Source organism: Streptomyces sp. SirexAA-E, assembly GCF_000177195.2.
Classification (GTDB): domain Bacteria; phylum Actinomycetota; class Actinomycetes; order Streptomycetales; family Streptomycetaceae; genus Streptomyces; species Streptomyces flavovirens.
On the sequence record NC_015953.1, the window covers coordinates 14431 to 37613 of the forward strand.

Annotated in this window: 18 protein-coding genes; 7 read left to right on the forward strand and 11 right to left on the reverse strand. The window is 69.7% G+C overall.

Going from position 1 to position 23183, the window contains the following annotated elements; genetic code table 11:
* Positions 1–47: 47 nt before the first annotated feature.
* On the forward strand, positions 48–1058 hold the full coding sequence (locus SACTE_RS00045; protein WP_014043966.1) for a TniQ family protein: 1011 nt from the start codon (positions 48–50) through the stop codon (positions 1056–1058).
* Between the two features lie 230 nt (positions 1059–1288).
* Here SACTE_RS00045 and SACTE_RS00050 read toward each other — a convergent pair whose 3' ends face one another.
* Positions 1289–1903 carry a TIGR02391 family protein gene (locus SACTE_RS00050; RefSeq protein ID WP_014043967.1) on the reverse strand — a complete coding sequence of 205 codons (615 nt, stop codon included), beginning with the start codon at positions 1901–1903 and terminating at the stop codon, positions 1289–1291.
* Positions 1904–2190: 287 nt separating this feature from the next.
* On the opposite strand from SACTE_RS00050, the gene SACTE_RS00055 reads away from it, so the two are divergent.
* The gene (locus SACTE_RS00055; RefSeq protein WP_019993893.1) at positions 2191–2955 is read left to right on the forward strand and encodes a hypothetical protein; all 765 of its coding nucleotides are present in this window, start codon (positions 2191–2193) and stop codon (positions 2953–2955) included.
* 91 nt (positions 2956–3046) lie between these two features.
* On the opposite strand, the gene SACTE_RS00060 is transcribed toward SACTE_RS00055, so the two are convergent.
* From SACTE_RS00060 to SACTE_RS00080, 6 genes are all read right to left on the reverse strand, one after another.
* Positions 3047–3622: a hypothetical protein gene (locus tag SACTE_RS00060; RefSeq protein ID WP_014043969.1), complete on the reverse strand. Its 576-nt coding sequence runs from the start codon at positions 3620–3622 to the stop codon at positions 3047–3049.
* A complete protein-coding gene (locus SACTE_RS00065; protein WP_014043970.1) occupies positions 3623–5188 on the reverse strand; it encodes a helix-turn-helix transcriptional regulator in 1566 nt (521 codons plus the stop codon).
* Positions 5185–5472, reverse strand: a complete 288-nt coding sequence (locus SACTE_RS00070; protein ID WP_014043971.1) for a helix-turn-helix domain-containing protein — start codon at positions 5470–5472, stop codon at positions 5185–5187. Before SACTE_RS00070 ends, SACTE_RS00065 begins: the two co-directional genes overlap by 4 nt.
* A 153-nt stretch (positions 5473–5625) precedes the next feature.
* Entirely contained in the window at positions 5626–6009 is a 384-nt protein-coding gene (locus tag SACTE_RS00075) for a hypothetical protein (protein WP_014043972.1), read from the reverse strand.
* A 135-nt stretch (positions 6010–6144) separates the two neighbouring features.
* Complete coding sequence (locus tag SACTE_RS34325; protein WP_158502620.1) at positions 6145–6315, reverse strand: hypothetical protein; 171 nt, start codon at positions 6313–6315, stop codon at positions 6145–6147.
* 97 nt (positions 6316–6412) lie between these two features.
* On the reverse strand, positions 6413–7162 hold the full coding sequence (locus SACTE_RS00080; RefSeq protein WP_014043973.1) for an IS5-like element ISStsp5 family transposase: 750 nt from the start codon (positions 7160–7162) through the stop codon (positions 6413–6415).
* A gap of 1510 nt (positions 7163–8672) precedes the next feature.
* On the opposite strand from SACTE_RS00080, the gene SACTE_RS00090 reads away from it, so the two are divergent.
* Complete coding sequence (locus SACTE_RS00090; protein ID WP_014043974.1) at positions 8673–13697, forward strand: hypothetical protein; 5025 nt, start codon at positions 8673–8675, stop codon at positions 13695–13697.
* Between the two features lie 76 nt (positions 13698–13773).
* Here SACTE_RS00090 and SACTE_RS00095 read toward each other — a convergent pair whose 3' ends face one another.
* From SACTE_RS00095 to SACTE_RS00110, 4 genes are all read right to left on the reverse strand, one after another.
* Positions 13774–15282, reverse strand: a complete 1509-nt coding sequence (locus SACTE_RS00095) for a UvrD-helicase domain-containing protein (protein ID WP_014043975.1) — start codon at positions 15280–15282, stop codon at positions 13774–13776.
* Complete coding sequence (locus tag SACTE_RS00100) at positions 15279–15761, reverse strand: hypothetical protein (protein WP_019993896.1); 483 nt, start codon at positions 15759–15761, stop codon at positions 15279–15281. The genes SACTE_RS00095 and SACTE_RS00100 overlap by 4 nt, the downstream gene beginning before the upstream one ends.
* A complete protein-coding gene (locus tag SACTE_RS00105; protein ID WP_014043977.1) occupies positions 15758–16618 on the reverse strand; it encodes a DUF6083 domain-containing protein in 861 nt (286 codons plus the stop codon). The genes SACTE_RS00100 and SACTE_RS00105 overlap by 4 nt, the downstream gene beginning before the upstream one ends.
* A 169-nt stretch (positions 16619–16787) precedes the next feature.
* Positions 16788–17051, reverse strand: a complete 264-nt coding sequence (locus tag SACTE_RS00110) for a helix-turn-helix transcriptional regulator (protein WP_014043978.1) — start codon at positions 17049–17051, stop codon at positions 16788–16790.
* Between the two features lie 192 nt (positions 17052–17243).
* Here SACTE_RS00110 and SACTE_RS00115 point away from each other — a divergent pair, with 192 nt between their 5' ends.
* The 4 genes from SACTE_RS00115 (at position 17244) to SACTE_RS00130 (ending at position 23052) form a co-directional block, all read left to right on the forward strand.
* The gene (locus tag SACTE_RS00115) at positions 17244–18254 is read left to right on the forward strand and encodes a hypothetical protein (RefSeq protein ID WP_014043979.1); all 1011 of its coding nucleotides are present in this window, start codon (positions 17244–17246) and stop codon (positions 18252–18254) included.
* Positions 18255–18663: 409 nt separating this feature from the next.
* Positions 18664–19422, forward strand: coding sequence for a TnsA-like heteromeric transposase endonuclease subunit (locus SACTE_RS00120; protein ID WP_226995134.1), 759 nt, complete (start codon positions 18664–18666; stop codon positions 19420–19422).
* Positions 19423–19440: 18 nt separating this feature from the next.
* Positions 19441–21804 carry a DDE-type integrase/transposase/recombinase gene (locus tag SACTE_RS00125; protein WP_014043981.1) on the forward strand — a complete coding sequence of 788 codons (2364 nt, stop codon included), beginning with the start codon at positions 19441–19443 and terminating at the stop codon, positions 21802–21804.
* A gap of 117 nt (positions 21805–21921) precedes the next feature.
* On the forward strand, positions 21922–23052 hold the full coding sequence (locus SACTE_RS00130) for an ATP-binding protein (RefSeq protein WP_014043982.1): 1131 nt from the start codon (positions 21922–21924) through the stop codon (positions 23050–23052).
* Positions 23053–23183 lie beyond the last annotated feature (131 nt).

A 23183-nucleotide genomic window follows, 5' to 3' on the forward strand; every position in this document is an offset into this window, starting at 1 on the left:
GCGGAAGGGCAGCGGTGCTGGACGATCCCGGCCTGTACGGACCTCGCATGCCTCTGCCGCTGCGCGTAAAGCCGGTGCCGGGTGAGTCGACGGGGTCGTTCGTGAACCGGCTCGCGCACGCCAACGGCCTGAGCCTGGCTGCTTTCCTCGACCGGGTCGGACAGGGCGAGGCACCCGCGGACCCCGAGCGGGTGGAGAAGTACCCGCAGTCCACCGAGATGTACGTGAACGAGGCGGGACTGCGCTACCTGTCTGTCCTGGCCGACCGGTCACCCAGTCTCCTGCAGCAGGATCTGCCCAGCCTGAACGCAGACCAGCTGCAGGCAGATGGCGAGGACGAAGAGGCCGAGTGGAGGTGGCCCTGGGAGCCGCTGACGGGGCACCTCGTGCGGTACTGCCCGCTGTGCGGTGATGACCTGGGTGTCGGCGAGGCGGTGTGGCTGATGTCGTCGGACAGCTGGCAGGTGTGCCTGCGGCACGGTTACTGGACCGACGACTCACGCGGCCGTGGTCCGCACTTCGTGCAACTGGCCGAACTACCCGAGACGATAGGGGCGCACCACGTGCGCCGGCAACTGGCCGAACAATGGGGGCCGGCCGGTGAGGAGCTGTTCGCTGATGCCTTCCAGGTGGCGGTGTACTGGTGGACGCGGATGCCGGACACCGCGCGCTGGGTACAGCGAGCCTGGACGGCCGGGCTGGATGCGCGGGAAATGCGGGCGGCCCCGCTGGTGATCTACCCGGAGGCGGCCGAGCTCGCGCGCGCCATGGTGGACTTCGAACGCGCCGGACAGCGGGATACGGCGGCCCGGACCCGATGGCTTGTGGGCGTGGAGCAGTTGATGTCCGGGTTGGGCGTGGACGTGGCTGCAGGGCGTCAGGCGCTGCTGGTGTGGCTGGGACGGCATCGTATGGGGTCGCCCGAGCGGGGCTATCCGGTGGGTCCGCCTCGCCTCGCGCTGGCTCTGGGGCACAACAGGATCGCGTCCCGGACCGGGTCTGTGAGCCAGCGCTCGTGCCTGACCTGGCAGTTGGGCATGGCAGCCGCCGACATGTAGGCCTCATAAGGTTGGAGGGCCCGACCCGTACCGGTTTCGGGCCCTCCAACCTGCATCTGTGCAGCGGAGTTCCACGCGGCCGCAATCAGCCGCTGTGGTGGACCCTGCGACGCCCGCGGCGGCCACTGAACTACAACGCCGCTCGCGCCATGTTCACGCGGGCGGTTGAGTTCTTGGGCACACCGCGACCTATCAACCTCACGCGGGCGGGCCACTGGCCCGCCCATTGCCTACAGGTCGTGCAGGTCCTCGCCGTGCTGGTGGCGAAGTTGGGTCAGAACCAGGCTTCCCAGCCCGAGTACGCCGAATGCGTATCGCTTTGCATCGTCCCGCTTTTGAATATTATGGCGGTCCACATTGCTCAGAGCCTGAGCGAACCCCATTCCCAGCCCTCGCCACCCTTCCCATTCTCCCGGCTCCTTGCCGAGTCGGTACTGGGCATCAGTGGCAAATACTGCAGCGAAGAGGCCCTTGCCGACCAGTGCCTGGCCGTTGTTTCCCCGGGGGTTTCCGCACCATCTCCGAACGCAGTCCTCCACATAGATGGCGGTCTGGCTGGCGACCGTCTGCCAGTCCTCATTCTGGACATGTGCCTGAACGTGAGACCACAGGTCCGGGTCGAATGCCGTTTCGTCCACTGCGTCGTCGCTGGTTCCTGCCTCTTGCAGCTCGAAGACGGCTGCCTCGATGACTCCGCTGGCCTTCCGCAGCCCTCCCAGAAAGGCCCTCTCGAAGGACGAGTCAGGCGTGTCAGTACTGAATGCCATCAGCGAGTACCGGACACTCTCGAAATCGGCCAGCAGGTGATGGTCCTTCCCGAGGGCTCGGATGAGGGTGGATCTCACGCGTCCTTTCCAGGATGCAAATTCACCAGGCGGCCGAAGCTCCGCCCCTCGCCGGTCTGCTTCTTCCTTGAGCCCCGTCAGGACCTCAATAGCTCGCTGAGCGTTCATCGCCACAAGGTATCGGCCGCTCACACGCTCGGCATAGCGGTTGGTTCAGAGAAGACCTCTGGGTCATGAGCCCAGCGAGCTACCGAGCTGCTCCACCACCGCGTCGGTTCGCCCCACCAGGTCCCGTGGCCCTTTTCCGGTCCGGAGCCTGTTGGTCCGGCAGCGGGATACTGGCTCGTATGACACCGGATCACGCTGCCGACAGCCGGCCCGTCGTAGATGTAGACGATCCCGCCACGTGGCCCCGGCCGGTGGCAGATCTCATCTACGAGATCGCCGACGAAACCGAACTGGCCGAGCCGGATCTGTATGTCGACTTGGAGTTGGAGGACGAGGAAGCGCGGCTCCTCGACCTACTGAGTGACCACCTGCTGCGGGCGCAGCACTGCACCAGACTGCTCGACCACGAGGCCGATGCGATTCGTGCTCATGGCCTGCGGCCCCTGGACCTCGTTCTCGTGGATGACCGCCTGAACCAGGCTCAGGAGCGAGGTTATCTGACCGACGCCGAGCGGGAGTTGCTGCGCTCCCAGAGCATGGTCGTCCCGGGGAGGCAGAAGTCGGGCAATCGAGAGGGGCAGGTCTGTCTGACGCTCTCCGCCGAGGCCACCTCCCACAACATCAACGGGGCGTGGCGGCTGTTGTCCTTCTGGGGTGGCGAGGCGATCTACTGGCAGCACTGCGACGACCATGCCGGCGTTGCTCAGAGACTGCGTTCGCTGGGCCGGCCCGCTTTGGTCACCGCCTACGTGGACCTCGCCAGTCCGGGCAGGCACCTCGTCTTCAAATCGGTGGTGCACACCTTCGTCGGCAAGGCCATCGGCCATACCCCGGCCAACGCTGACGTCCTCTACCGCAATGCGATCCCGCCGCAGCACATCGAGTCCATCGCCTTCCCCGGCGATGTTGCCTACGACCGGCTTCCGGGGCTCCCCGCCGCGTGATTGATCGCTCCGCTCGCCCCGGTGAGACGGCCTGGTTGGACGTCCAGATTCCGTCCTGGACCAGACGGGCGACAGCGTCACGCAGCGGCTGCTACGCGGCGAAGCCGATGTTTTTGACGTATTCATACTGGCCCCACTGGGAGCCCAGATCGGGCAGGACATCGGCCGTCCAGACGTCGTCCAGGCCTTGGTGGTCGCCGGCCGCCCAGGATCCGACGATCTTGTCCCAGCGGCGCACGTTCATCGTCCGGTGTGCCACCACCCGCTGAAGCTGGCGGGCCACGCCGGACTGGTCGAGGGGGTGGATCTCCACGCGGGTGCCGCGGCCCTCGCGGTTGAGGCGGGCGGTGAGGTGGCGGGCGACGTTGCGGCGCCGCACCGCCCGGTAGGCGGTGTCGATGCGTTCCAGGTTGGCCTTCGAGGGACGGCGGGTGCCCTGCATCCACGCCTTCAGCGTCCGGTCGCTCACGGTCAGGCCGGCGTCCTTGGCTGCCTGCCAGGCCCTGTCCGACGTCGTCAGGTAGTGCAGGCGTGCCATCAGGCCGCGCCTGGCGGTCACCGGGGTGGCGATGTGAGCGGCGAGCCGGTCGAGCTGGCGGGCGACGGCTTCGCTGCCCTTGATCCCGCTCGCGCCGAACTTCCCGAAGTCGATGTTCTTCTCCGGCATTTACTGCTCCTGCCCCGTGCCGGCTTCGGTGCCGGTCCCGGCGGTGTAGGTGTCTTTGACCTTGACCTCGGTAACCGAGCGGCCTTCGGGGAAGACACGGCGCCAGTCTCCGATGATGTGGAGTTCGTCGGTTCCCATCGCCCGTACGACCGTCAGTCCCGCGTCGTGGGCCTTGAGCGCCTTCATCCAGAGGTTGGCGAAGGCCTGGGAGCGGATGATGTGCATCCAGTCCGGGCGGTAGAGCTCCCGGTTGTAGTTCGACTCCCCCATCGTGGACACGAACTTGGAGTACATCGCCTTCACGTATTCCAGCGTCAGCTCGTCGCCGTCTGCGATCGCGGTGTCGCGGGCGTCCTTGAGGGCGATCCGGAACTTCTCCAGGAGGTTCTCGGTGGCGCCCGAGGTGTACGACTCGTGGATCTCGGGCGGCTCGCACAGGCCGTGCTTCGGGCCGGACAGGCGCAGCAGCAGGCGCAGGGTCGGTTCGGTGACCCACAAAGGGCCCGGTTCGTCGCGCTGGCCGATCGGGTTGGGCAGCACCGCGTCGTGCTCCCAGGCGGGCGGGGTGATCAGGTGGACTCCGGCGCGGCGCCGGTCGTGTGCGAAGCCGCTGGAGTGTTCCATCTGGCCGAGCGGGAGGTGGGTCTTGAGGGCCGAGAGGTAGGCGCCGTTGATGTCGAGCGCGGTGACGTCGTGCTTCCCGGGCGGCAGTTCGGGCCGCGTCCACTTGGGGCGGGCTTCCCAGATCTGGTCGGCGCCCTTGGACGTTGGCTTCTTGAGGATGTCGGGGATCCAGGGGTGGGCGATCACGTCGTAGCGGGCGCCTTTGCGGGTCTCGTCCAGCAGGCGCATCGCGTCCGGGATGGCCCGCTTCAGCAACGCGGCACTCGCGGCTTCGACATCGCCTTGGTGCTCGGCGAGCGCGGCGCGAACCGCTTCGTGGATCAAGTCGCCCGGCCCGGACGGCTCCTGGAACGCGCGCCCGCGCGGGGCCGTACCTTTCCCGCCGGCCGGGCGGGGCGGGCGTGCTGTGCGCGACTCGTGGGGCCGGGCAGACAGCGCGGCGAGCTCGGGCTTCGGGGTTCCGACAGGGGTCGCCTGGCAGTCGGAGAGGTCGAGGTGCTGAGCGAACCCCGCCACGCGTTGTTCGGCCGGACGGCCGCACAGCACACACGGCTCGGGCACGGCGAGCAGTTCCACCTCGTCCTCGTCCTGGCCGACTTCCGGCGAAGACGTGGAAGTGACGGCCGCCGCAGCAGCGCCTGACGCCATGGGCTGCTCGGCCAGCTCCGCCGTGTTCTCGGTCTCGGTCGGGGTCTCCTCGGTGGCGAGCTTGGCGTTGAGTCCGTCCAGCAGGTATGCGTACTTGGCCCGGGCCTCACCGGCCGGGTCCCGGCCGCTCTCCCATCCGCTGAGGGTGGACGGGCTAACGCCGAGCGCGCGTGCCACCTGCGCCTTGGACAACTGGGCCCGTTCCCGCAGCTCGCGGCGCACCTGGCAGGGCGGGAGTTGGGCCTGCGGGCCAACGGCGTCGAGCAGCGAGTCGATCTCGTCGAAGTCGCTCACCGGCTCGTGCCCTTCGCATCGGCCCGGGCGGAGCGGTGCCGGTCGGCGGGCAGCACCTCGCACGCGCGCGTCGGCCCCGCCAGCAGGTCCAGCGCGCCTATGCCGTAGTGCTCGGCCAGGACATCGACGTCACGCAGGCTCCACGAAACGGCACCCGACTGTCTGCGCGACACCTGCGTCTGCGTCAGTCCCAGCACCCCCGCAACCGACCGCTGCGAGTCACCCGTCACCTGCATCAATGCGGCCACCGTCAGCCGCAACGACTCCTCCAAAGCCAATCCCATACCCCTAATCTACCCGATTCCATGCACCTTTCGCATTGAAATTAGCTAATTGCTATCAGTGATGCATAGAAGCTTCACCTGTTCACGAGTGAGCTGAGGACCCTCGCTATGGCGTCTCTCGCCCGGGCCGACAGGCCAGCGGTGAGGACCGCTTTACTCACGCGGAAGTCTGCGGGACGCCCGCCGGGCGTCCCACCTCGCCTGGCGTGCCTCTTCAACCGCCCGATCGGACAGGCACCGCGGGCACACGAGGTCCAGGACACGGCGGCGCAGGACCCGGCGCAGCCGGGGTCCGGGAGGCAGCGGCCACCCACGGCAGTGACGGTGCACCGTACGCGCGCGGGTGCCCAAGAGCGCAGCGACCACAGAGGTGTTGCCGGCGTAGGCGGCCAGGAGGAATGCCATCTGCGCCTGGTGGCCTGCCGGGAACCGCGCGGCGGACTCGGCCTGCTCTTCCGGGTGGAGGAGGGCGTCGTGGCGCTCGCAGCGCAGCGTCGTCCTGCTGTTCCGGGCGATGCCCGGCGAGCTGGTGTTCATGGTGTGGGGAGCCTGCCTGATGCCGCCTGTGGACAGCGGCGGCCTGGCGGGCCGCGGCAGGACGGAAGGCGGGACATCTGTGACTTTGACTATTACTTGGCCACCTTTGACGTGCAGCTGGCCTCTGATCAGTCGTCACCACGGCGATGCGCTGAGCAGCAGTTGGAGCCAGTTCGGGAGCTCCGCTCCTGCGGTGCTCCCCAGGCCCGTTGCGATTCCGCCGATGAAGCCGAGGATCACGACCGCGGCGGCGCGGCGTAGGCGGGAGGTTTTGCGCTGGGGAGCTTCTGGAGCCGTCTGGGTCATGCTGCGAGCTTGAGGTGCGCGGAGGGTAATGCGCAGCGGGCAACAGTTGCCAACGATGTGCAACGCGTTGCCAATTCGTGCGCAACAGTGAGCGTTTTCAGCGTTGCCGCTCCAGGGCGAGGACGGCTTTGGTGATGACGGTCATGCGGTTCGGGCTGATGCGGGATCTGCGGAAGATCTGCCAGGACTTCAGCCGTGCCATGCCGCGTTCGACCGGTGCTCGGGCTGCGGCCAGGGCCCGGTTGACGGTGCGCTGGGTGAGGGTGAGCTCGCCACCCGGTGGCCGTTTGAGTCCAGTGGTGACCCAGAAACCGGCACCCTGGTAGGCACGGTCGGCGAGGACGGGGATGCCCTGGCGTTCGCAGATCCGGATGATGCGATGGGTTCGGGCCGCGGTCAGGTCATGGGTGCGACCGGGCAGCGCGGGCGAGATCCACAGCAGTTCGCCCGTCGGATTGGTCACGACCTGGATGTTCACGCCGTGCCGGCGGTGCTTGGCCGAGTAGTCGGCCCGGCTGTCGCCGACGCGGTCGCATTCGGCGAGGGTCCCGTCCAGCAGGACGAACTCCGGATCCTGCTCGCGCAGCGTTCTGAGCAGGCCGGGGGCTCGTTCGGCGAGCAGGCCGGTCACGGCGGTGACGTAGGCGTGGGCGGTGCCGACGGATATCCCGAAGCCGGTCGCGATCCGGGCGAGGGTGTCGTGGCGGCGCAGGTACACCAGAGCGACGAGCGCACGCTGGTGCGGCGGGAGCTTGCAGCGGCGGTCACCCTCGCGGGTGACGATGAGCATGGTGACCCACTCGACCAGGGCGTGAGGAAGGTCGAGTGCGGCAGGATAGGGAACCAACAGGGCTCCTGTGCCGGTGGGTTGAGACGTCGAACACCTCCCTCAACGGCACGGGGGCTTTGTGCGTTGCGGCCCTCACCTCAACCTGACCGGCGTCACTCGATCAGTGGCCACGCTGAAAACGCTCCGTCTGACAGGGCCAAGTGGTGGCCGACACTGGGGCAGTGACGACCAGTAGACGTCGAAGTGGGGCTGGCGCCCTCGGCCCGCTTCACCCGGATGCGGGCCCTGAGCGCCGGGAACTCGCCCTTGTTCTGCGCGAGTTGTTTCAGAGACTTGAGATGCCCCTGCGGAGGTACGCGGACAAGGAAGCGCGCGCCGCCAGCTCTGTAAGCCGCACACTCAGTGGCGAGCGGCCCGCGCAGGAGGATTTCGTGAGGAATCTCCTCCACGACGCGGGTGAGCCCCCTCGGCCGCCGCTGTCCGAGGAGGAGCCACGCGCTCCTCGGCCCCGTCAACGTGCTGCTGCGGGACGAGCCGGATGCCGAGATCGTTCCCATCGCCGACCGCTCCTACCAGCTGTACGGCGACGAGAAGCACCTCAAGGACATCGCCCGCCACCACCTCGTGGCCAAGGGGCTCCTCGACGTGGCCACGCACCTACGGGCGCGCCCTACCCCCGCCCCGCTGGCCATGTTCGAACTCGGGCCCGCGCCCTGGATGCTCATCGTGGAGAACACCGCCGCGTTCACCAGTCTGCGAGAGATCCTCGGGGCATGGTCCGACCGTGGCCAGGTGGGATGGCTCGGCTTCGGATCCGGCGACCAGCTGGTCGCCTCCATCCCCACCGCCCTGGCCTCCTTCCGTGAACGCGACCACCCCGCCGACACCCTGCTGATGTACGCGGATCTCGACGTCGACGGCCTGCACTGCGCCCAGCAGGCCAGCCACCACGCACAGACCGTCGGCCTCCCCCCGCTGCTGCCCGCAACCGGCCTCTACAAAGCTCTCCTCCGGGCGCCCACGCTCCGGTCCGCCCGCCACAGCCGACGAAGCACGCGCTGCGGCCGCCTGGCTCCCGCCGCACCTCGCCCCCTGCGTGGCCCAACTGCTCGCCGACGGCCGGGTTCTGCGGCAGGAAGCCTTCCCCCTGCCTCATCTGCGTACGTTGCTCACCCCGGAGGCACCCTTGCTGCCCCAACTGCGCGACGGAGCTCTGCCAACAGACCCAGTCGGTCAGGCCCACGGCGGGCTTTATTCACCGGAGGAGCTGTCGCCCCAGGGCGGACTGGCAGGGGGTGCAGGCTGAGCCGAATGGCCGTGCCGATCAGTGGGTGAGCTGCGCAGCTCCTCAAAGCGGGCCGCCCCTGGGCCAGCCTTCCAGGCCGGCGCCGTCACCACCGGCGCCATAACCGTCCGTAGGGCACGGGCCGCAGCAGCGGGGCCGCATCTGACCTGCACCGACCTGCCCGTCCCACCGGCAGCCGAGAACCTCGTGTGTCAGTGCGGCCCTTTAGGCTGGAATCCGATGCGCGCGCCGTGGGGCGGCAGAACGGTTCAGAGGGCGGCAGTGACAGCGAACGACAGCAGGGCACACAACTGGCAGAGCATCCGGGAGTGGGACGGAAGCCAGCATCGTGCCTTTGAAGAACTGTGCTTCCAGCTCCGAAAGCCGGCCCCTCCGGGTTGGGAGACGATCAAGACCGCTGCTCCGGACGGCGGCGTCGAATGGTACGACCAGGCGCCCGACGGCAGTGCCGCGCACGGATACCAGGTCAAGTTCGTCCACAGCATCGAAGACCTGATCCCCCAGGCGAAGAAGAGCGCCGCGACCGTCGGCGAGAACATGGCGAACCGGAAGATCGTCCGACTTGAGTTCCTGACGCCCTTCGACCTTTCCGACCCCACCCCCGTCACCCCGCGCGGAAGGCCGCGCACCGGCGCAAGGGAGCGGTGGAACAAAAACGTCGCCCAGTGGAAGGAGCAGCTGCCCGGTCTCGCCGACGTCGACATCTGCTACGTCGGCGGTGGTGAACTGCTGGAACGGCTGACCCAGCCTGGAAATGAGGGACGCCAGTGGTTCTTCTTCGAAAGGCGTGCGCTGGGCAGCGAGTGGTTCCGGGAACAGGTCACGCTTGCTGAGCGTCTGGCCGAGTCGCGGTACACACCCGAACATCATGTGGCGTTGCCGCTCGCTCAGGTGGCGGACGCGTGCGCCCTGCCGCAGGAATTCTTGCGGCAGGGCGTCCAGCGGGCCCGGGACCTGCAGGCCGCCGTTGAGACTCTCCTCGCCGAGATGATGCGGTGGCATAGCCGCTATCCCGCGCCGGACAGCAGCCCGGCGCACCAGGCGCTGTCACAATGGGTGAGCTCGTGGACGTTTCCGTTGCGGGAGGGCGCGCAAACCTTGGTCCACGACCTGTCCGCGGTATCCGCGACGTCCGGTTTCCCCGCTGAGCAGGCAGCCGCTGTGGCCGAGGACATGCTGGAGCAGCTGGGCGAATTCCGGGAGCTGGCCGACCGGTTCGCGGAGGAACTGCCCGAATCCGCTGAATCTTCCGCGGCACCTGTGGCACAGCCGGGCAGGGGCGGGCCGGTGACGGCTTCGCAGAGTGTGGCGCCGTTGTGTGAGGGCGCTCTGGCTCGTGCCCGCAGCGCCTGCGCGCGGGTGGAGGACCTGATGCAGGGCGCCGCTGCGAAGGCAGCGCAGAAGAGAGCGTGGCTGCTGTTGGGTGAAGCCGGGCAGGGCAAGACGCACCTGCTGGTCGACGCCGCGCGAAGGGCCGTGGACGATGGCCGGCCGGCGCTGGTGGTGTTCGGGCAGGAGCTCAGCGGGCACAACACGTTGAGTGAGATCGCGCAGAAGCGCGGACTGGGCCCCCTTGCCGAGCGGGACTTCCTCCAGGCGATGGACGCCGCCGGCGCGGCCAGCGGCTGCCGCTTCCTGTTGATCATTGATGCCCTCAACGACTCCGACGATGCCGGGAACTGGAAGAGCGAGCTGCTCGCTCTCCAGGGGCATCTGGCCGCGTACCGGCACATCGCTTTGGTGGTGTCCTGCCGCTCGACCTTCAGGTCTTTGGTGGTGCCTGATCGTTTCGACGGGCCGGCTTCGGTGCATTCCGGCTTCGCCGGACGGGAGATGGAAGGTCTCGAGAGCTACCTTCGTGGAAATCCCGCTGCTCTTCCCAACACTCCCCTGCTTACCTCGGTCTTCACCAACCCGCTGTTCGTGAAGCTGTATGCGGACAGCCTGGGCAAGAGCCAGCACCGGGGCGCGGCCGGCTCGGGCAGCCATCCGCGTGACCGCAGCGCGGTGTTCGACGCCTATGTCGATCACCGGGCAGAGACCATCTGCAACCGGCTTGGACTGGATCCTCTCGAGCGGCCCGTGCACCGTGCGGTGGACGCCCTTGCCTCACGCATGGCCGCCGCACGGCTTTCCGTGCTTCCGCGTGATGAAGCCCGCACCCTTGTCGACGCCTACGCTCCAGCGGCCACAGCGTGGCCGGACACCATGCTCGGCCAACTCCTCGCTCAGGGCATCGTGTCCAACGAGCGCACCTATAAGGCCGCGGAAGGCATCGGCATCGGCATCGGTTTCCCCTACCAGGCGTTGGGCGACGACCGCGTCGTGCGGTCGGTCTTCGCTGCCCACCAGGACGAGATCGACTCGCTACGTGAAGGCCGGCCGCTGGACGCCGACTCCCCTTTGCGGAGCTGGCTGCGTCAAGCCGCCCCGAACTATCAGGAAGCTGCATCGATTCTCCTGCCCGAGCAGGCCGGCACGGAACTCGTCGACCTGCTGGCGTGCCCTACCCTGCCGGCCACGGACACCGCCGGGCCCGGCCGCCGCGCGGACACCCAGGGCTACCTGCTGGCCCGGAGCTTCCTGGAGACGCTTCCCCTGCGCAGCACACGAAGCGTCAACGAACGCACGATCACGCTCCTCAACGAGACGGCCTCCCGTCACGGACGCGCTGCCGATGTGCTGGAGGCCGTTTTGGCGGTCACCGCGGAGCCGGGGCATCTGCTGAACGCCGACCGTCTCCACCGGGTGCTGGTGAGAAGGCCGCGGCCCGAACGCGACGCGTGGTGGGGCGTCGAGACCTACGCGATGCTGTGGGACGTCACGGCGCTGCACCGGCTGCTGCGTTGGGCCGAGCAGTACCCCACCCCGCATGCTCTGCACCCCGCGTCCCGTCCGGCCCGGCCGCGGCTCGGGGACCGCTCACGCGGGCCCGTGATAGTGCCTGGCGCCACCGATGAGGAAGTCGTCCGGCTGGCGGCGACGACGCTGGTGTGGACCCTCACGTCCTCCAACCGGTTCTTGCGGGACCGGGCGACCAAAGCCCTCGTGCAGCTGCTCCTGGGCCGCGGGGACGTTTTGGTGTCCCTCCTGGACAGATTCCTACACGAGGACGTCGAGAAGGTCGACGACCCCTACCTCTTCGAGCGCCTGGTGTGGGTCGCATACGGGGTGGTGGCCCGGCGCGGCGAGGGCGAGGAGCAGCGCGGCCTCCTCGGGCAGGTCGCGCGGCGGCTCGTCGAGTACCTCTACGGTGATATCGCATCGCCCGCGCACGCCTCACGGAACGCGCTGCTGTGCGATGCGGCCACCCGCATCGTCACCATGGCGCACGCCGCTGGAGCCATCACCGGCGAAGAAGCAGGCGCGGTCAGGCATCCGCACGCCTGCCCCGAGGTCGGGCAGGCTCCTGCGGAGGAGGATCTCGACGTCCTCTTCCCCCGGCGGGAGCAGAACGAGTCGCTGTGGGGATCGGTTCGCTCGTCCCTGTCATCGCTGGGTGACTTCGCGGACTACGAGGTCCGCCCGGCCGTCCACCACTTCAGCATGTTGCCGCTCGCATCCGACTATCCCCGCCGGCCCTCGTGGCAGCGCCGCGATGATCCTGTCGTGGTGGACCCGGGCCGCATCCCGGCCTTCGCGGAAAGTCTCCCGGAGTCCGTCCGGCCTGCTCTGAGCACACCGGTCGCCGTCGAGCAGCTCCTCACCGGGTGGAAGGCGAGGCAAGTCCTCGACCAGGACCAGTACGCGCTGCTGCAGGACTGCCGGGTGCCGCCGGCCGTGGACGAACGCCTCGCCGATGCCCAAGTGGACGCGGAGTGGGCCGCCAGGTGGGTGCTCGCCCGTGTCGCCAGCTTGGGCTGGTCGCCCGAACTCTTCGCGGAATTCGACAATTCCCGGGGACGCATGTCCGGCTCCCGCCAGTCCCACAAGGGCGAACGGATCGGCAAGAAGTACCAGTGGATGGCTCTCCACGAGTTGGTGGAGCGGCTGGCGAACCACCGGCACCCCCATCGGAGCGGTGAGCACGACCCGGCCGACTACCCCGGAGCGGCACGATTGTCGTTGCTTGACATCGATCCCTCCCTCCCCCCGGCCCGGCACCCGTTCGCCGGTGCTGACGAAGAAAGCGGCAGCAGCGAGGCCGACAACGCCACCTTTGCGCCCGCCGGCCCTTCGCATCCTCTGGCACCGCCCGTTCCGGCGCTGCCGGACGCCGACGGTATCGACGAGTGGATCAGCCATCCGGGCAACCTGCCCGACCTCGGTGAACTGGGGGTACGAACCGACGGCCAGGGCAGGGAATGGGTCGTGCTCCATGAGCAGGCCACCGATGACCACGACGGCCGAGGATGGAGCGCCACCCACGGCCAGGCTGAGCAGTGGCACCGCGTCCACAGCTGGATCGTGTCCGACGATCAGTTCACCAGTCTGCTCACCTGGCTTGAAGGCCGTGCCCTCACACACCGGATGATGCCTGACGGTCCCGACCGCCATAGTCTCCTCTTCGCCGACTTCCCCACCGTGCCCGGTCCTTGGACCGACCCCGAACCGGACTCCTGGCACGTGAGCATATTCCAGCATGAAGAATATGAAACCGCCCAGGACTATCCTGATATCTCGGACGATGACAACGACCTGGCCTCGCCGGAGACAGCCCTTGGACCGGCTGCCGACGCCGAGACCGTCGACGCTCTCGCCATGTGGCGGAAGAGGAGGGAAGAGAGGCAGGCCGAGTCGCTCGTTGACCTGGCGGAGCAGTGGGCGGACGGCCCGGTCGACGACAAGGACGACTGGCTCGAACGCGCCCTCGCCGCACAGCCGCAGGGCCGGATCGACCGCGCCATGGACCCCGCCGGACAACCCGTCACCGCCATCCCCACCGACCAGACCTACAGCTGGAGTGGGCAGAGCTCCGACTGCTCCCTCGACGCGCCCGTCTCCGTGACGCTGCTCAATGACCCGCTCCTGAGAGACAGCGGACTGCGACGCGACCCTGACCGTCCCTGCTGGTACGACGCCGACGGGCACCTCCAGGTGCAGTACCTGACGTGGGACCGTCCAAGCGGCACGGCCTACAGCCTCCTCGCCTCCAGAGAGTGGCTCGAACAGCTGCTCCAGCGCATCGGCCACTGCCTGGTCCAGGGAATGCTCGGCGAACGGCAGACCGTGGCCGCCGAACGCCCCTTCGCCTGGCGAGAATTCAGCCAGAGCGCAGGCCACACCGCGCGGGGACGGCGGACGTCGGCAACAGCCGTCACTGCACTCAGGAGAAGCCTCCGATAGCGGCCCAGCCGGGGCGGGGAGTATCTCCTCGCACGGTTTCAGCTGCTTGCGGACAGGTTCCTGGAGGCAGATCACGTCATCGTGACCCCGCCCGGTGATCATCAGGGTGTGCCTGGCTCGGCGGGGTGCCGTCCGGGTGGTCGTAGATCCAGGAGAGGCCTCCCAGGTCGAGGCGTCGGCGAGTGCGGGTGACGGCGACGTAGGCGAGACGGGCCTCGGCATCGTCCACGGGGGCGGGGACGAGTGCGGGCGTGTTTCCCGTCTGGCCGGTGGTGTCGTCGAGGGACCGGGCGAAGTCCTCGGCGATGAGGACGCTGGGCCATTCGCGTCCCTTGGCCTTGTGAGCCGTGGAGACGGTGACGTGTGCGTGCGGTTCGGGGGCGAGGTGGGTGAGGGCGGCGAGGATGGCGTCGGCGCCATGGGTGTCGACGAGGTTGACCAGGGGCTGCAGGTCCCGGCCCGCAGGATCGTGGGCAGCGTAGTCCTGCAGGTCGCCCCAGCAGGGAAAGAGAAGCAGTTCGGGATGGTGGGTGCGGCGGCCTTCTTTGAGGTCGCGGGCCGCGAGGGCCAGGGCGTGCAGGCTGTCTCCTCCCCCGGCCAGGGCGACCCGGTGTCCGGCTGCCATGTGGGTCATGACCTGGGCCATGGCGCCGACGTTGGTCCGGCACAGGACGGCGTCCGGCTGTGTGACGAGGCCGAGTTCGGTGGGCACGGCGGGGGTGCCGGTGAGGCGGATCGGCGCGTCGGCCAGGTGCAGCCAGCGGTTGGCTTCGGCGGCGAGGTCGGGGCCGAAGCGGAAGGACTGGGACAGGGCGAGCTGGGTGCCGTCGAAGCCGGTCATGATGTCCTTGGCGCCGCGCCAGTGGTAGATGGCCTGGGCGGAGTCGCCGACCATGACCAGCTGGGCGTGGTCGCGCTGGGCGAGGAAGATCTGTTCGACGACGGGGTTGGTGTCCTGGGCTTCGTCCAGCAGCAGGAAGTCGGCCTGGATGCGCGGCCGGGTGAGGGCCCAGATCTTCAGGTAGTGGTCGTGGTCGAAGCGGACGGCGCCGTCGTCGGGGTGTTGCAGGTCGGCCCACGCCTTGTGGGCAAACGGCACGATGTGGGCGGCGAGTTGGGTGTGGAGGTCGGTGTCGTCCAGGCCGCGCAGCCGGGGCACGTGATGGGGGGTGATGGCTTCGTCGGCGGTGTGGCAGAAGCGTGCGACGGTGCGCAGGGTGGCGTTGGAGAGGGCTCGTTGCGTCACCTCGCGGTCGCCGATGCGGACGGCTTTGTTAATGCCGAGCATCTGTCCGGTCTGCCAGGCGGGGCGGCGGGGTGCGTTCAGGCGGTGGGTGTAGCGGTGGCCGACGGCCGCGTAGGCCAGGGCGTGGGCGGTTTTGCACTGGACGGTGTCGGGGAAGCGGGTGCAGGCGTCCTGGGCGATGGCCCGGTTGTAGGCGAGGTAGCGGCCGCGGCGTGTGGTGGTGCGGGCGAGCAGGGCCAGGGTGGTGGTCTTGCCCGTGCCGGCGCCGGCCTGCAGGGCGAGGTGCTGGCCGGCATGGAAGGCGTCAGCCGCTGCCGTCTGTTCGTCGGTCGGGTTCATGCGGGGGCTGCTCCGGGGGTGCGGGTCAGGGCGTGGCCGACGGCTGCCAGGAGGTGTGCGGCCGTGGTGTGGGCGAGCAGTTGCTGCACGGCCCGGTCGAGCCGGTGGGCCTCGTCGCTGGCGTGCTGGGCCAGCGCGCGGTGCAGGGCCAGCTTCACGAAGATTTCCGGGCTCTGCCCCGCTTCATGGGCAGCCTGGCGGATCGCAGCGTGGACGGCGGGTGAAAAGGCGAGGTTGAGCAGGACCTGTCCTGCGGCATCCGGGTAGTGGGTGGTGATCACGTCCACGGGAAGCCGTGCGGCGAGGCGTTGGCGCAGCCGGTGCGCGGCGCGGTGGGGGGTTTCGGCGCGTACGAGGGTCATGAGGCGGGTGGTGTCGTGGTTGGTGGCGAGCGGCAGCACGCGGACGGCTTCGCGGAGTTCGGCTGAGCTCAGGGGGCGGGTCAGGACGACTTCCAGGGCGTGGTGCGGCATCGTCACCGCTCTCTGCTTTCGTGTGCCGGTGGATAGGGCAGATCGGTACGCAGGTGCTCGGCGTGCAGAAGGGGATCGAAGACCTGCCATCCGGCCAGTGCCAGATCGGCGGTGCCGTGGGGGACGGCGTGCGCGGAGCAGCGCTGGATGCGCCAGCGTCGTTGTTCGGCGTGAGGCAGCCGGCTGAGGTCGTAGACGGCCATCGTCTGTTCGGGCAGAGCAAGCTCGCCGCGCCGGGGGCCGACAGGCAGCAGGCTCCAGGATCCGGCCGGGCCGTCCGGGTCGAGGACGGGGCGGGGGCAGCGGCGGCGGTGGTTCGTCTGGGCTACGCAGCGGACGGCCTCCACGGGGCCGTCGGCGAGGTAGAGGCACAGCAGCATCCGTACGACCGGGTGGTCGGGGGAGCCGGTGCCGGTGGGCGCTGTTGTGGTGGGAAAAGCCGTGGGCGTGAAGGCGCCGGTGTCGATCAGGCGGCGGGTCCGTACGGCGAGTTGGCGGCGCGCCGACTCAAGGGGCCGGCTGATCCGGCAGATGGGGGTGCGTTGCGGGCAGAGCACGGCGTGCGGAATGCGGCACCAGGTACGGCCGTCGTCGTGCGGGTGGGCGATGCCGGAACTCAGGTGCCAGCGGCAGGGGGCGGGGACCTGGGCAGTGGCGAGTTCGGCGGGATGCAGGGCGGTGGGCCGCCCGTCCGTACGTGGGTAGAGGTCGATGCGGTTGCCGCATTGGGGGCAGCGGCGGCTCTGGCCGGCGCGCAGCAGGCGGCTGGGGCTGGTGGTGGCTACCCGCAGCGGACGGCGCACCGGTGCGGTGCGGGGGCTGCCGTCCCAGTGGCAGCCGGTGGGGGCGGTGTTGGGGCGCATGGCGAGGACCGTGCCAGGCGCCCCCTGCCGGAGGCGGGGCAGGCGGGCCGGCAGTCCCCCGGCCGGCCCAGCGGTATCGAACGGTGACGCGGTTCTGCGAGTGTGCGTTCTATGCGTGCTCGCCGGTTCGGGTGATTTGTGCCGCGCTTCAGGCCTGGCGCGACCGGAGTCAGGCGCCCTTGGATCCGGGCGGGGTGTGGCCTTCGCAGAGTGAGCCGAGCAGCTGCTCGATGGGGACGTCGAAGGCGTGCGCGAGGGCATGCCAGGTGGTGACGGTGCCGGCGGCTCGGCCGTGTTCGAGGTCGATCAGCGTGCGCCGGGCCAGGCCGCTGCGGCCGGCGAGTTCGTCGAAGGTCCACCCGCGCTCATTCCTCAACCGTGCCAGCGTCACACGCAGGGCGTCGCGGTCCGGGTCGGGGGGCAAGATCGTCACTCCACCATCCGACGGTGCAGACACCTGCCCTGTCAGTGCGGATTTCTGCACTATCAGTGCAGGTGAGCGCACCAGGCCCCCGCTTCTGCGCGAGTGCAGGAATCTGCACTACGGTGCGGGCGGCTCCCGCGTGCGCACCGGGAGACCACCGCGCGACGCCGGCGCAGACCAGAGCGGAGGGACAACGAGCCGATGCGGCTTGCCAGCACACACGCCACGGTGCAGCGCATCTGGACAGTGCGCCTGCGCCCGCAGACGGGCGGACCGGCCCTGGCCTGCCCTCGCTGCACGCACAGCCCCGTCCTGCAGGCCGTCTCCGCCCGCTCGGCCGCCCTCACTCATCTGGCCCGCCATGCCCGCGCCGACGCGTTGCCCGGGCATCTGCGCACCTGCCAGTGCCGGGCGCTGGGCTGCCGCTGGCACCCCCGCCACCGCGGCTGTGCGGGGCCCGTTCTGCTCGCCCTGACCTGCGACCGCGGCGGCCGTACCTGGCGGCTGGCCGATGCCTGCGCCGCCTGCGCGGCGGCGATGAGCCGCACCGCCGTCGTACCGCCCACCCTGCTCCGCGCCGACCGCACCCCGACGCACTCCAGTACGTCGCGCTCTGCGCGCATCGCACCGCCATTCGGCCCGGCAGAGCAGCAACGCGTACGCGAAATGCTCACCTACCTCGCCACAGCACTGCCGCGTTTCTCCTCCCCCGCGGCCCGGCTGCTCGCCCTGCAGTGCGCACTGCGCGCTGACCGCCAGGGGCAGATCCGCCTGCCCCACGGCTTCCTGCGCGGCATGCGGCTGCACGGCCGCGCAGAGCTGTGGCTGGAGCTGGAACACGCCGGCTGGCTGCACCGCTTCAGACGCAGATGCTCCCCCGTCCAGGCGCAGTTGCTCGATGCCCCCGTCCTCCACCAGGATCCCGGACGCACCGCGCGCGTCCGCGCCGCCCAATGGGCGCTGCGCCCCGCCCCGCTGATCCTCTCGCCCGCCCTGCCCTCCGCTCTACGGCTGGCCGCACTGGCACTGGCCGCCCACAGCACCGCTGGGGCGGGCGGGGGTGAGCTCGATGCTCTCGCCCGCCAGTGCGGGCAGCCGCCTCAGCAGTTGGAGGACCTCCTCGACCAGTTGGTCCGCGCCCGTCTCGTGACCACCTGGCGCCTCCATCACGACGGTGACGAGGTGCGGTGGGAGCTGCCCGGGCACTCCTGATCGGGCAGAAGTCGTCCAGCGGGCCGAAGTCGGCTTCTTGGCAGGCGAGTTCAGCAGCTGAGCCGCCGCGCGGGATGGCGACCGGGCAGCGCCCGGCGTCCTTCGTTGTCGCCGACTTGTTCACCCTTTCAGGTGTATCCGGCAGGCGGGAAAGTCCTCGCAGCGCGGAGCGGAGCAGCATGGGCATGCCGGGCTACGGCAGCAGTCATCACCGAAAGAGGCAGGGGCGGGTGAACAGGTGACGGGAGCTTGGCTGTCCGGCTCCTGCCAACCCGTGCCGGTGCGGGGGCAGTCGACGGCGGGCGGGTTTCGTGGGGCGGCCGGTGCAGGTCAGGGACTGGGCCCAAAAGGGGCTGCCGACCGGACAGGTATGCGGGACCCTGCGGCGGCACGGCAAGGGGTGGGCGGCGTGAACGCGGCGGAGGGTCCCGGCGGCCTGATGGAAGGCGAGGCCGTGCCGAAGGCGGGGCAGGGTGTCGTGGTTTTGTACCGCGAGCCCTACGGGCCGGTGCGCCTGCGCAGCGCGGCCGGGCTTCGGGGCGTGGCACTGGAGGAGTTCGGGCCGGTGAGCGAACCGGTGCCCTACCGGGGCCGCAAGGGCATCATCACCTACTGGCCGGTGGCGACCCGGGAGCAGACCGTGGTGTGCGGCAGCCTGCGGCAGTGGCGGCTGGCGATAGAGCTGGACTTCGAGCCGGCCTGGGCGGCGTTCAGCGCCGGCCCGGTGGAACTGCGGTGGCGGGCCGGAGGACGCCTTCGCCGCTGGCGCCCCGACTTCGTGGCGCGCACGGCCGAGGGCGAGCGTGAGGTGCTGGTGCTGAAGCCGCCCCGACAGGAGAGCCTGCCCGCGGTGAGACTCGAGGTGCTTCAGGAGGTGGCGCAGGCGGCCGGGTGGCGGGTGCGGCAGGTGCGTGAACCGTCGGGGCTGCGCGCGCGGAACCTGGGCTGGCTGGCCGGTTACCGGTTTGCCGTGGGCGACGAGGAGGGCCTGGGGCGGGCGCTGCTGGAGGCGTTCAGGGCGCCGACCGGTCTGCGGGCGGGGGTGGCGGCCAGCGGGCTGGACGAGCTGACCGGGCTGGACCTCGCCTACCGGATGCTTTGGCAGCGGCGGCTGCTGTTCGATGCCGCGTATCCGCTGCTGCCCGACGCCGTGGCCTGGACGGCCTGAACGACCAGGAGGGGGCACATGGCGGGAGCAGACGAGGGCCGGTCTGCGGGGTCGCTGTCCATCGGGGCGCTGGTGCGCTGGCACAGGCACGAATGGGAGGTGGCGGAGTGGCAGGGACCGCTGGTCACGCTGGTGCCTCGGGACGGCGCCGAGGCACCCCGGGCGGTGTCGTTCCGGTGGCTAGTGGGCGCGGAGGACTTCGCTGTCCTCAGTGGCGGTGCGGCACCGGCCGCGGGTGGGGCGGCTCTCGGCGGGTGGGGCCGGCCGGAGGGGCGGGAGGAGGAGGCCGCACTGTGGCAGGCACGCATGGTGGAGATCGACACCGGTCTGGCGCCGGGCCGAAGCGAGCATGCGCGGGGATTCGGGCCGGACACGACGCTGGCCCAGCGGTGCGCCGCGATGTCGGCGCGGCTGGCCGCCGACGGCATCCGCTGCTCCGCCCACACCCTCGCCGACAAGCGGCGCAAGTGGAAAGCGGCCGGGGAGAACCCGGTCGTCCTGCTGCCTCAGCCGCGGGAGGGGCGGCCGGGGGGCTTCACTGATCCGCGGTGCCTGGCCGCCATGCAGGAGGTGGTGGCCCGGCGTGCGCATGCGTCGGACGTGACCATCGACGTGATCCGCGAGGAAGTCGAGGACCTGCTGCACTCGCGGCACGCCGAGGAACTCGGCTCGGCGGCCGTGGCGGCCCTGCTGCCCTCCCGTTCCACCTTCTACCTGCGGATGAAGGAGTCCGGCCTGGCCGATGCGCTGGGCCAGCCGACACGGGCCCGGGCCGCCCTGGCCTCCACCCCGCCGCTGCCCCATGGCGGGCGCGAGGTCGTGCTGCGGCCGGGACAGGTGACCCAGACCGACACCACGCCGCTGCGGATCCTGGCCCGCGGCGACGACGGCCGGCCCACCGCAACGGAGCTGTCCACGCTCATCGATGTGGCCAACCACAACGTGTGCGCGCTGATGATCACGCCCAGCCGCCCCCGGGACGCCGAGAACGGGCAGGTGGGCCAGGCGACCCGGGCGATCGACCTGACCCTGATGCTGGCTCAGGCCTTCGCGCCCTGGCCGGTGATGCCCGGCTGGGACCCGCTCAGTGGGGCCGCCGCCTCCAGTCTGCCGTTCGGAGCGCTGCGGGCGGCGGACGAGCGGTTCACCGAGGCCACCGCCGCCCGCCCGGTCATCCGCCCCGAGCTGATCATCTACGACCAGGGCAGCCCCTATGTGAGCGAGCACTTCACCGAGGTCTGCGACCGGCTGCGCATCGCCCGCCGCCCGGCGCGCAAGAAGACCCCGACCGACAAGCCGCTGCCCGAGCACTTCTTCGTCACCCTCGCGCACCGCTTCAGTCAGCACGTCACGCACGGCTGGCAGGGCCGCAGCCACAAGAAACGCGGCCGCGGCATCGACCGGATGCCGCTGTACACGATTGCCGAGCTCCAGCAGATGGCCCAGGAGTGGGTGGCGCTGGAGTACCAGCAGACCCCCGACGCGGGGCTGCGCGACCCGTTCCGGCCAGGCGTCGTGCTGTCGCCCAACGAGATGTACGCGGTCCAAGTGGCCCGCAGCGGCTACCGGGCGGTGCCGCTCTCCCCCGCCCAGAACCGCTTCTTCCTGCTGCGGCAGTGGGTCCGCCCCGGCAAGGGCGGCTTCATGATCGACTATCGGACCTATCAGCCCCTCGCGCAGGACGCCGGGCACTACCGGGAGATCCTCCTGCGTGGCGGCTCGAAGCTGCCCGGCCGGGAGAAGCAGTGGGAATGCCGCTTCAACCCCTACCGTCCCGAGCGGGTGTGGTTGTACGACCACACGGCCGATACCTGGGTGACCTGCGATTTCCGGCTCCGGCACCTGCTGCACGATCCGTGGACCGCGGACATGTGGCAGGAGCACGCCGAGCGGCACCAGGCGGCCGGCGGCAGCAAGCAGGACGAGGAGGTGATCGCCCTGTCCCTGGCGCAGCGCGACCGGCGTCGTCGCAGTCGCAGGCCGCCACCGAAGCGCACCGGGGCCGAACCGCCCTTCCAGGGAGTGGAGTTGGAGACCGAACAGCTCTCCCATGACCCCTACGCGGGTCTGGAGGAGTTCGACCTGTCGACCCTGCGGCCCTACCCGGCGCAGCCCATCTCCCCTCTGGCGCCCCCGTCCGCGCCGCCCGCCCCGGCGCTGCCCGCCTGCACGGGCGGCGCGGACCGTCCCCCGGGCAGCGGGCAGGCTCCGCATCCGCTGGCAGCTCTCTTCCCCGACGACGGCGACGACAGCCCGCCGGAGGCCTCCGCGGCCGTAACACCGGAGGCTGCCGACGAGGTCGTCGAGGCGGAACTCCTCGACGACCTCGATCCGGACGGTGATGACGGTACCGAGGACGAGGGCGACGTATGGGAGATGTAGGCGACCGGTGACAGGGGCCGTGCACCATGCAGCCGCAGGCCGGCCCCGGGGGCGGAGAGGTTTCCCGGTCCGGAGCCGGTCTGCCGGTGTGAGCCAGGACCGTGACGAGAGAGAAGCATGATGAAGGCATCCGTCGAACTGCGTGCCAAACGTGAAGCCCGCCTGCGTCAGCAGCTGCAAGAAACCCCGATGCGGCCCCTGCCGCTGTTCCAGCTCACCGGCTGGACCCACTTCGTCGACGAGAAAGTGGAGCCGCCCGTCCTGCCGACGGGCGGCACTCCCACTGCCGGCAGGAAGCAAGACGACCAGGCCATCGCCTACCATCGCCATCTGCGGATGGTGTCCACCGACGCGACGACCCACATGCAGGAGACGGTCGTCGAAGCGGTCCACCGCAACAGCGGGTGCCGTGACGGGCTGATGGACCAAGTCATCGACGGGCCCCCGGGCACCGGCAAGACCTGCCTGCTGCGGGCGATGGGACGCACCGCCCAGAAAGAGATCGAAGCCGTCACGAACGGCAGGCAGCCAAACACGATCCCGGTGGTGCACATCACCACTCCCGCAGACCCGGAGCCGAGGGTGAACTGGCTCTGGGAGATCGGCTCCTACCTGGGCCTCAACCCCGAGCCGAAAAACCTCCAGGAGGTTCTGGAGATGCGCAAGCACCAGGACGTGACCCTGCCGGTCAACTACGTCCTGGAGACGGCGCAGACCCGTCTGCTGCTCATCGACGACATCAACCGCGCCTCGCCGCAGCACCTGGCGAACGTGCTGCCCTACTTCGACTACCTGCGCGAGAAGCTGGGCATCTCCATCGTCTTCTGCGGCACCGGCGCCAGCCACCGCCTGCACCAGGCCCGCATCCTGGCCGGAGAGCTGACCCGGGTCAGCGAGGAGAATCGGGTACGGCTCGAACGGGCGGGACAGCCAGCCCAACCCGTCTCCCCCTCACCGATCGCGCTGCTGCCGGTGACCTGGCTGCACCCCCTGCCCCTGGGCACCAAGGCCGAGGAACAGGAGATGTTCCGGCGCGTCCTGGCGAGCTTCGAGGCCGACCTGAGCTTGTACCAGCTGGAAGAGAACGCCCTGAGCCAACATGCAGCCGTACTGCACCAGCGCACCGGCGGTTACTTCAAAGCCCTCGCCTATGTCGTCTCCACGGCCGCCGTCATCGCGATCCGCAGCGGCAGCGAGAACATCACCATGAAGGAGATCGACGCCGCGACAGCCCAGATCCGCTACTAAAACAAGCCGCGGGTGCCATCAGCGGACGGCCGGTGCAGACCCGCTGCTTAGGTCGGTGCGCTTGCCGTAGTGTCGTCTGCCGTTCCTTCCGGGCCCATCAACAGCGCGCGGCGGCACTCAGGTCTGCGGCC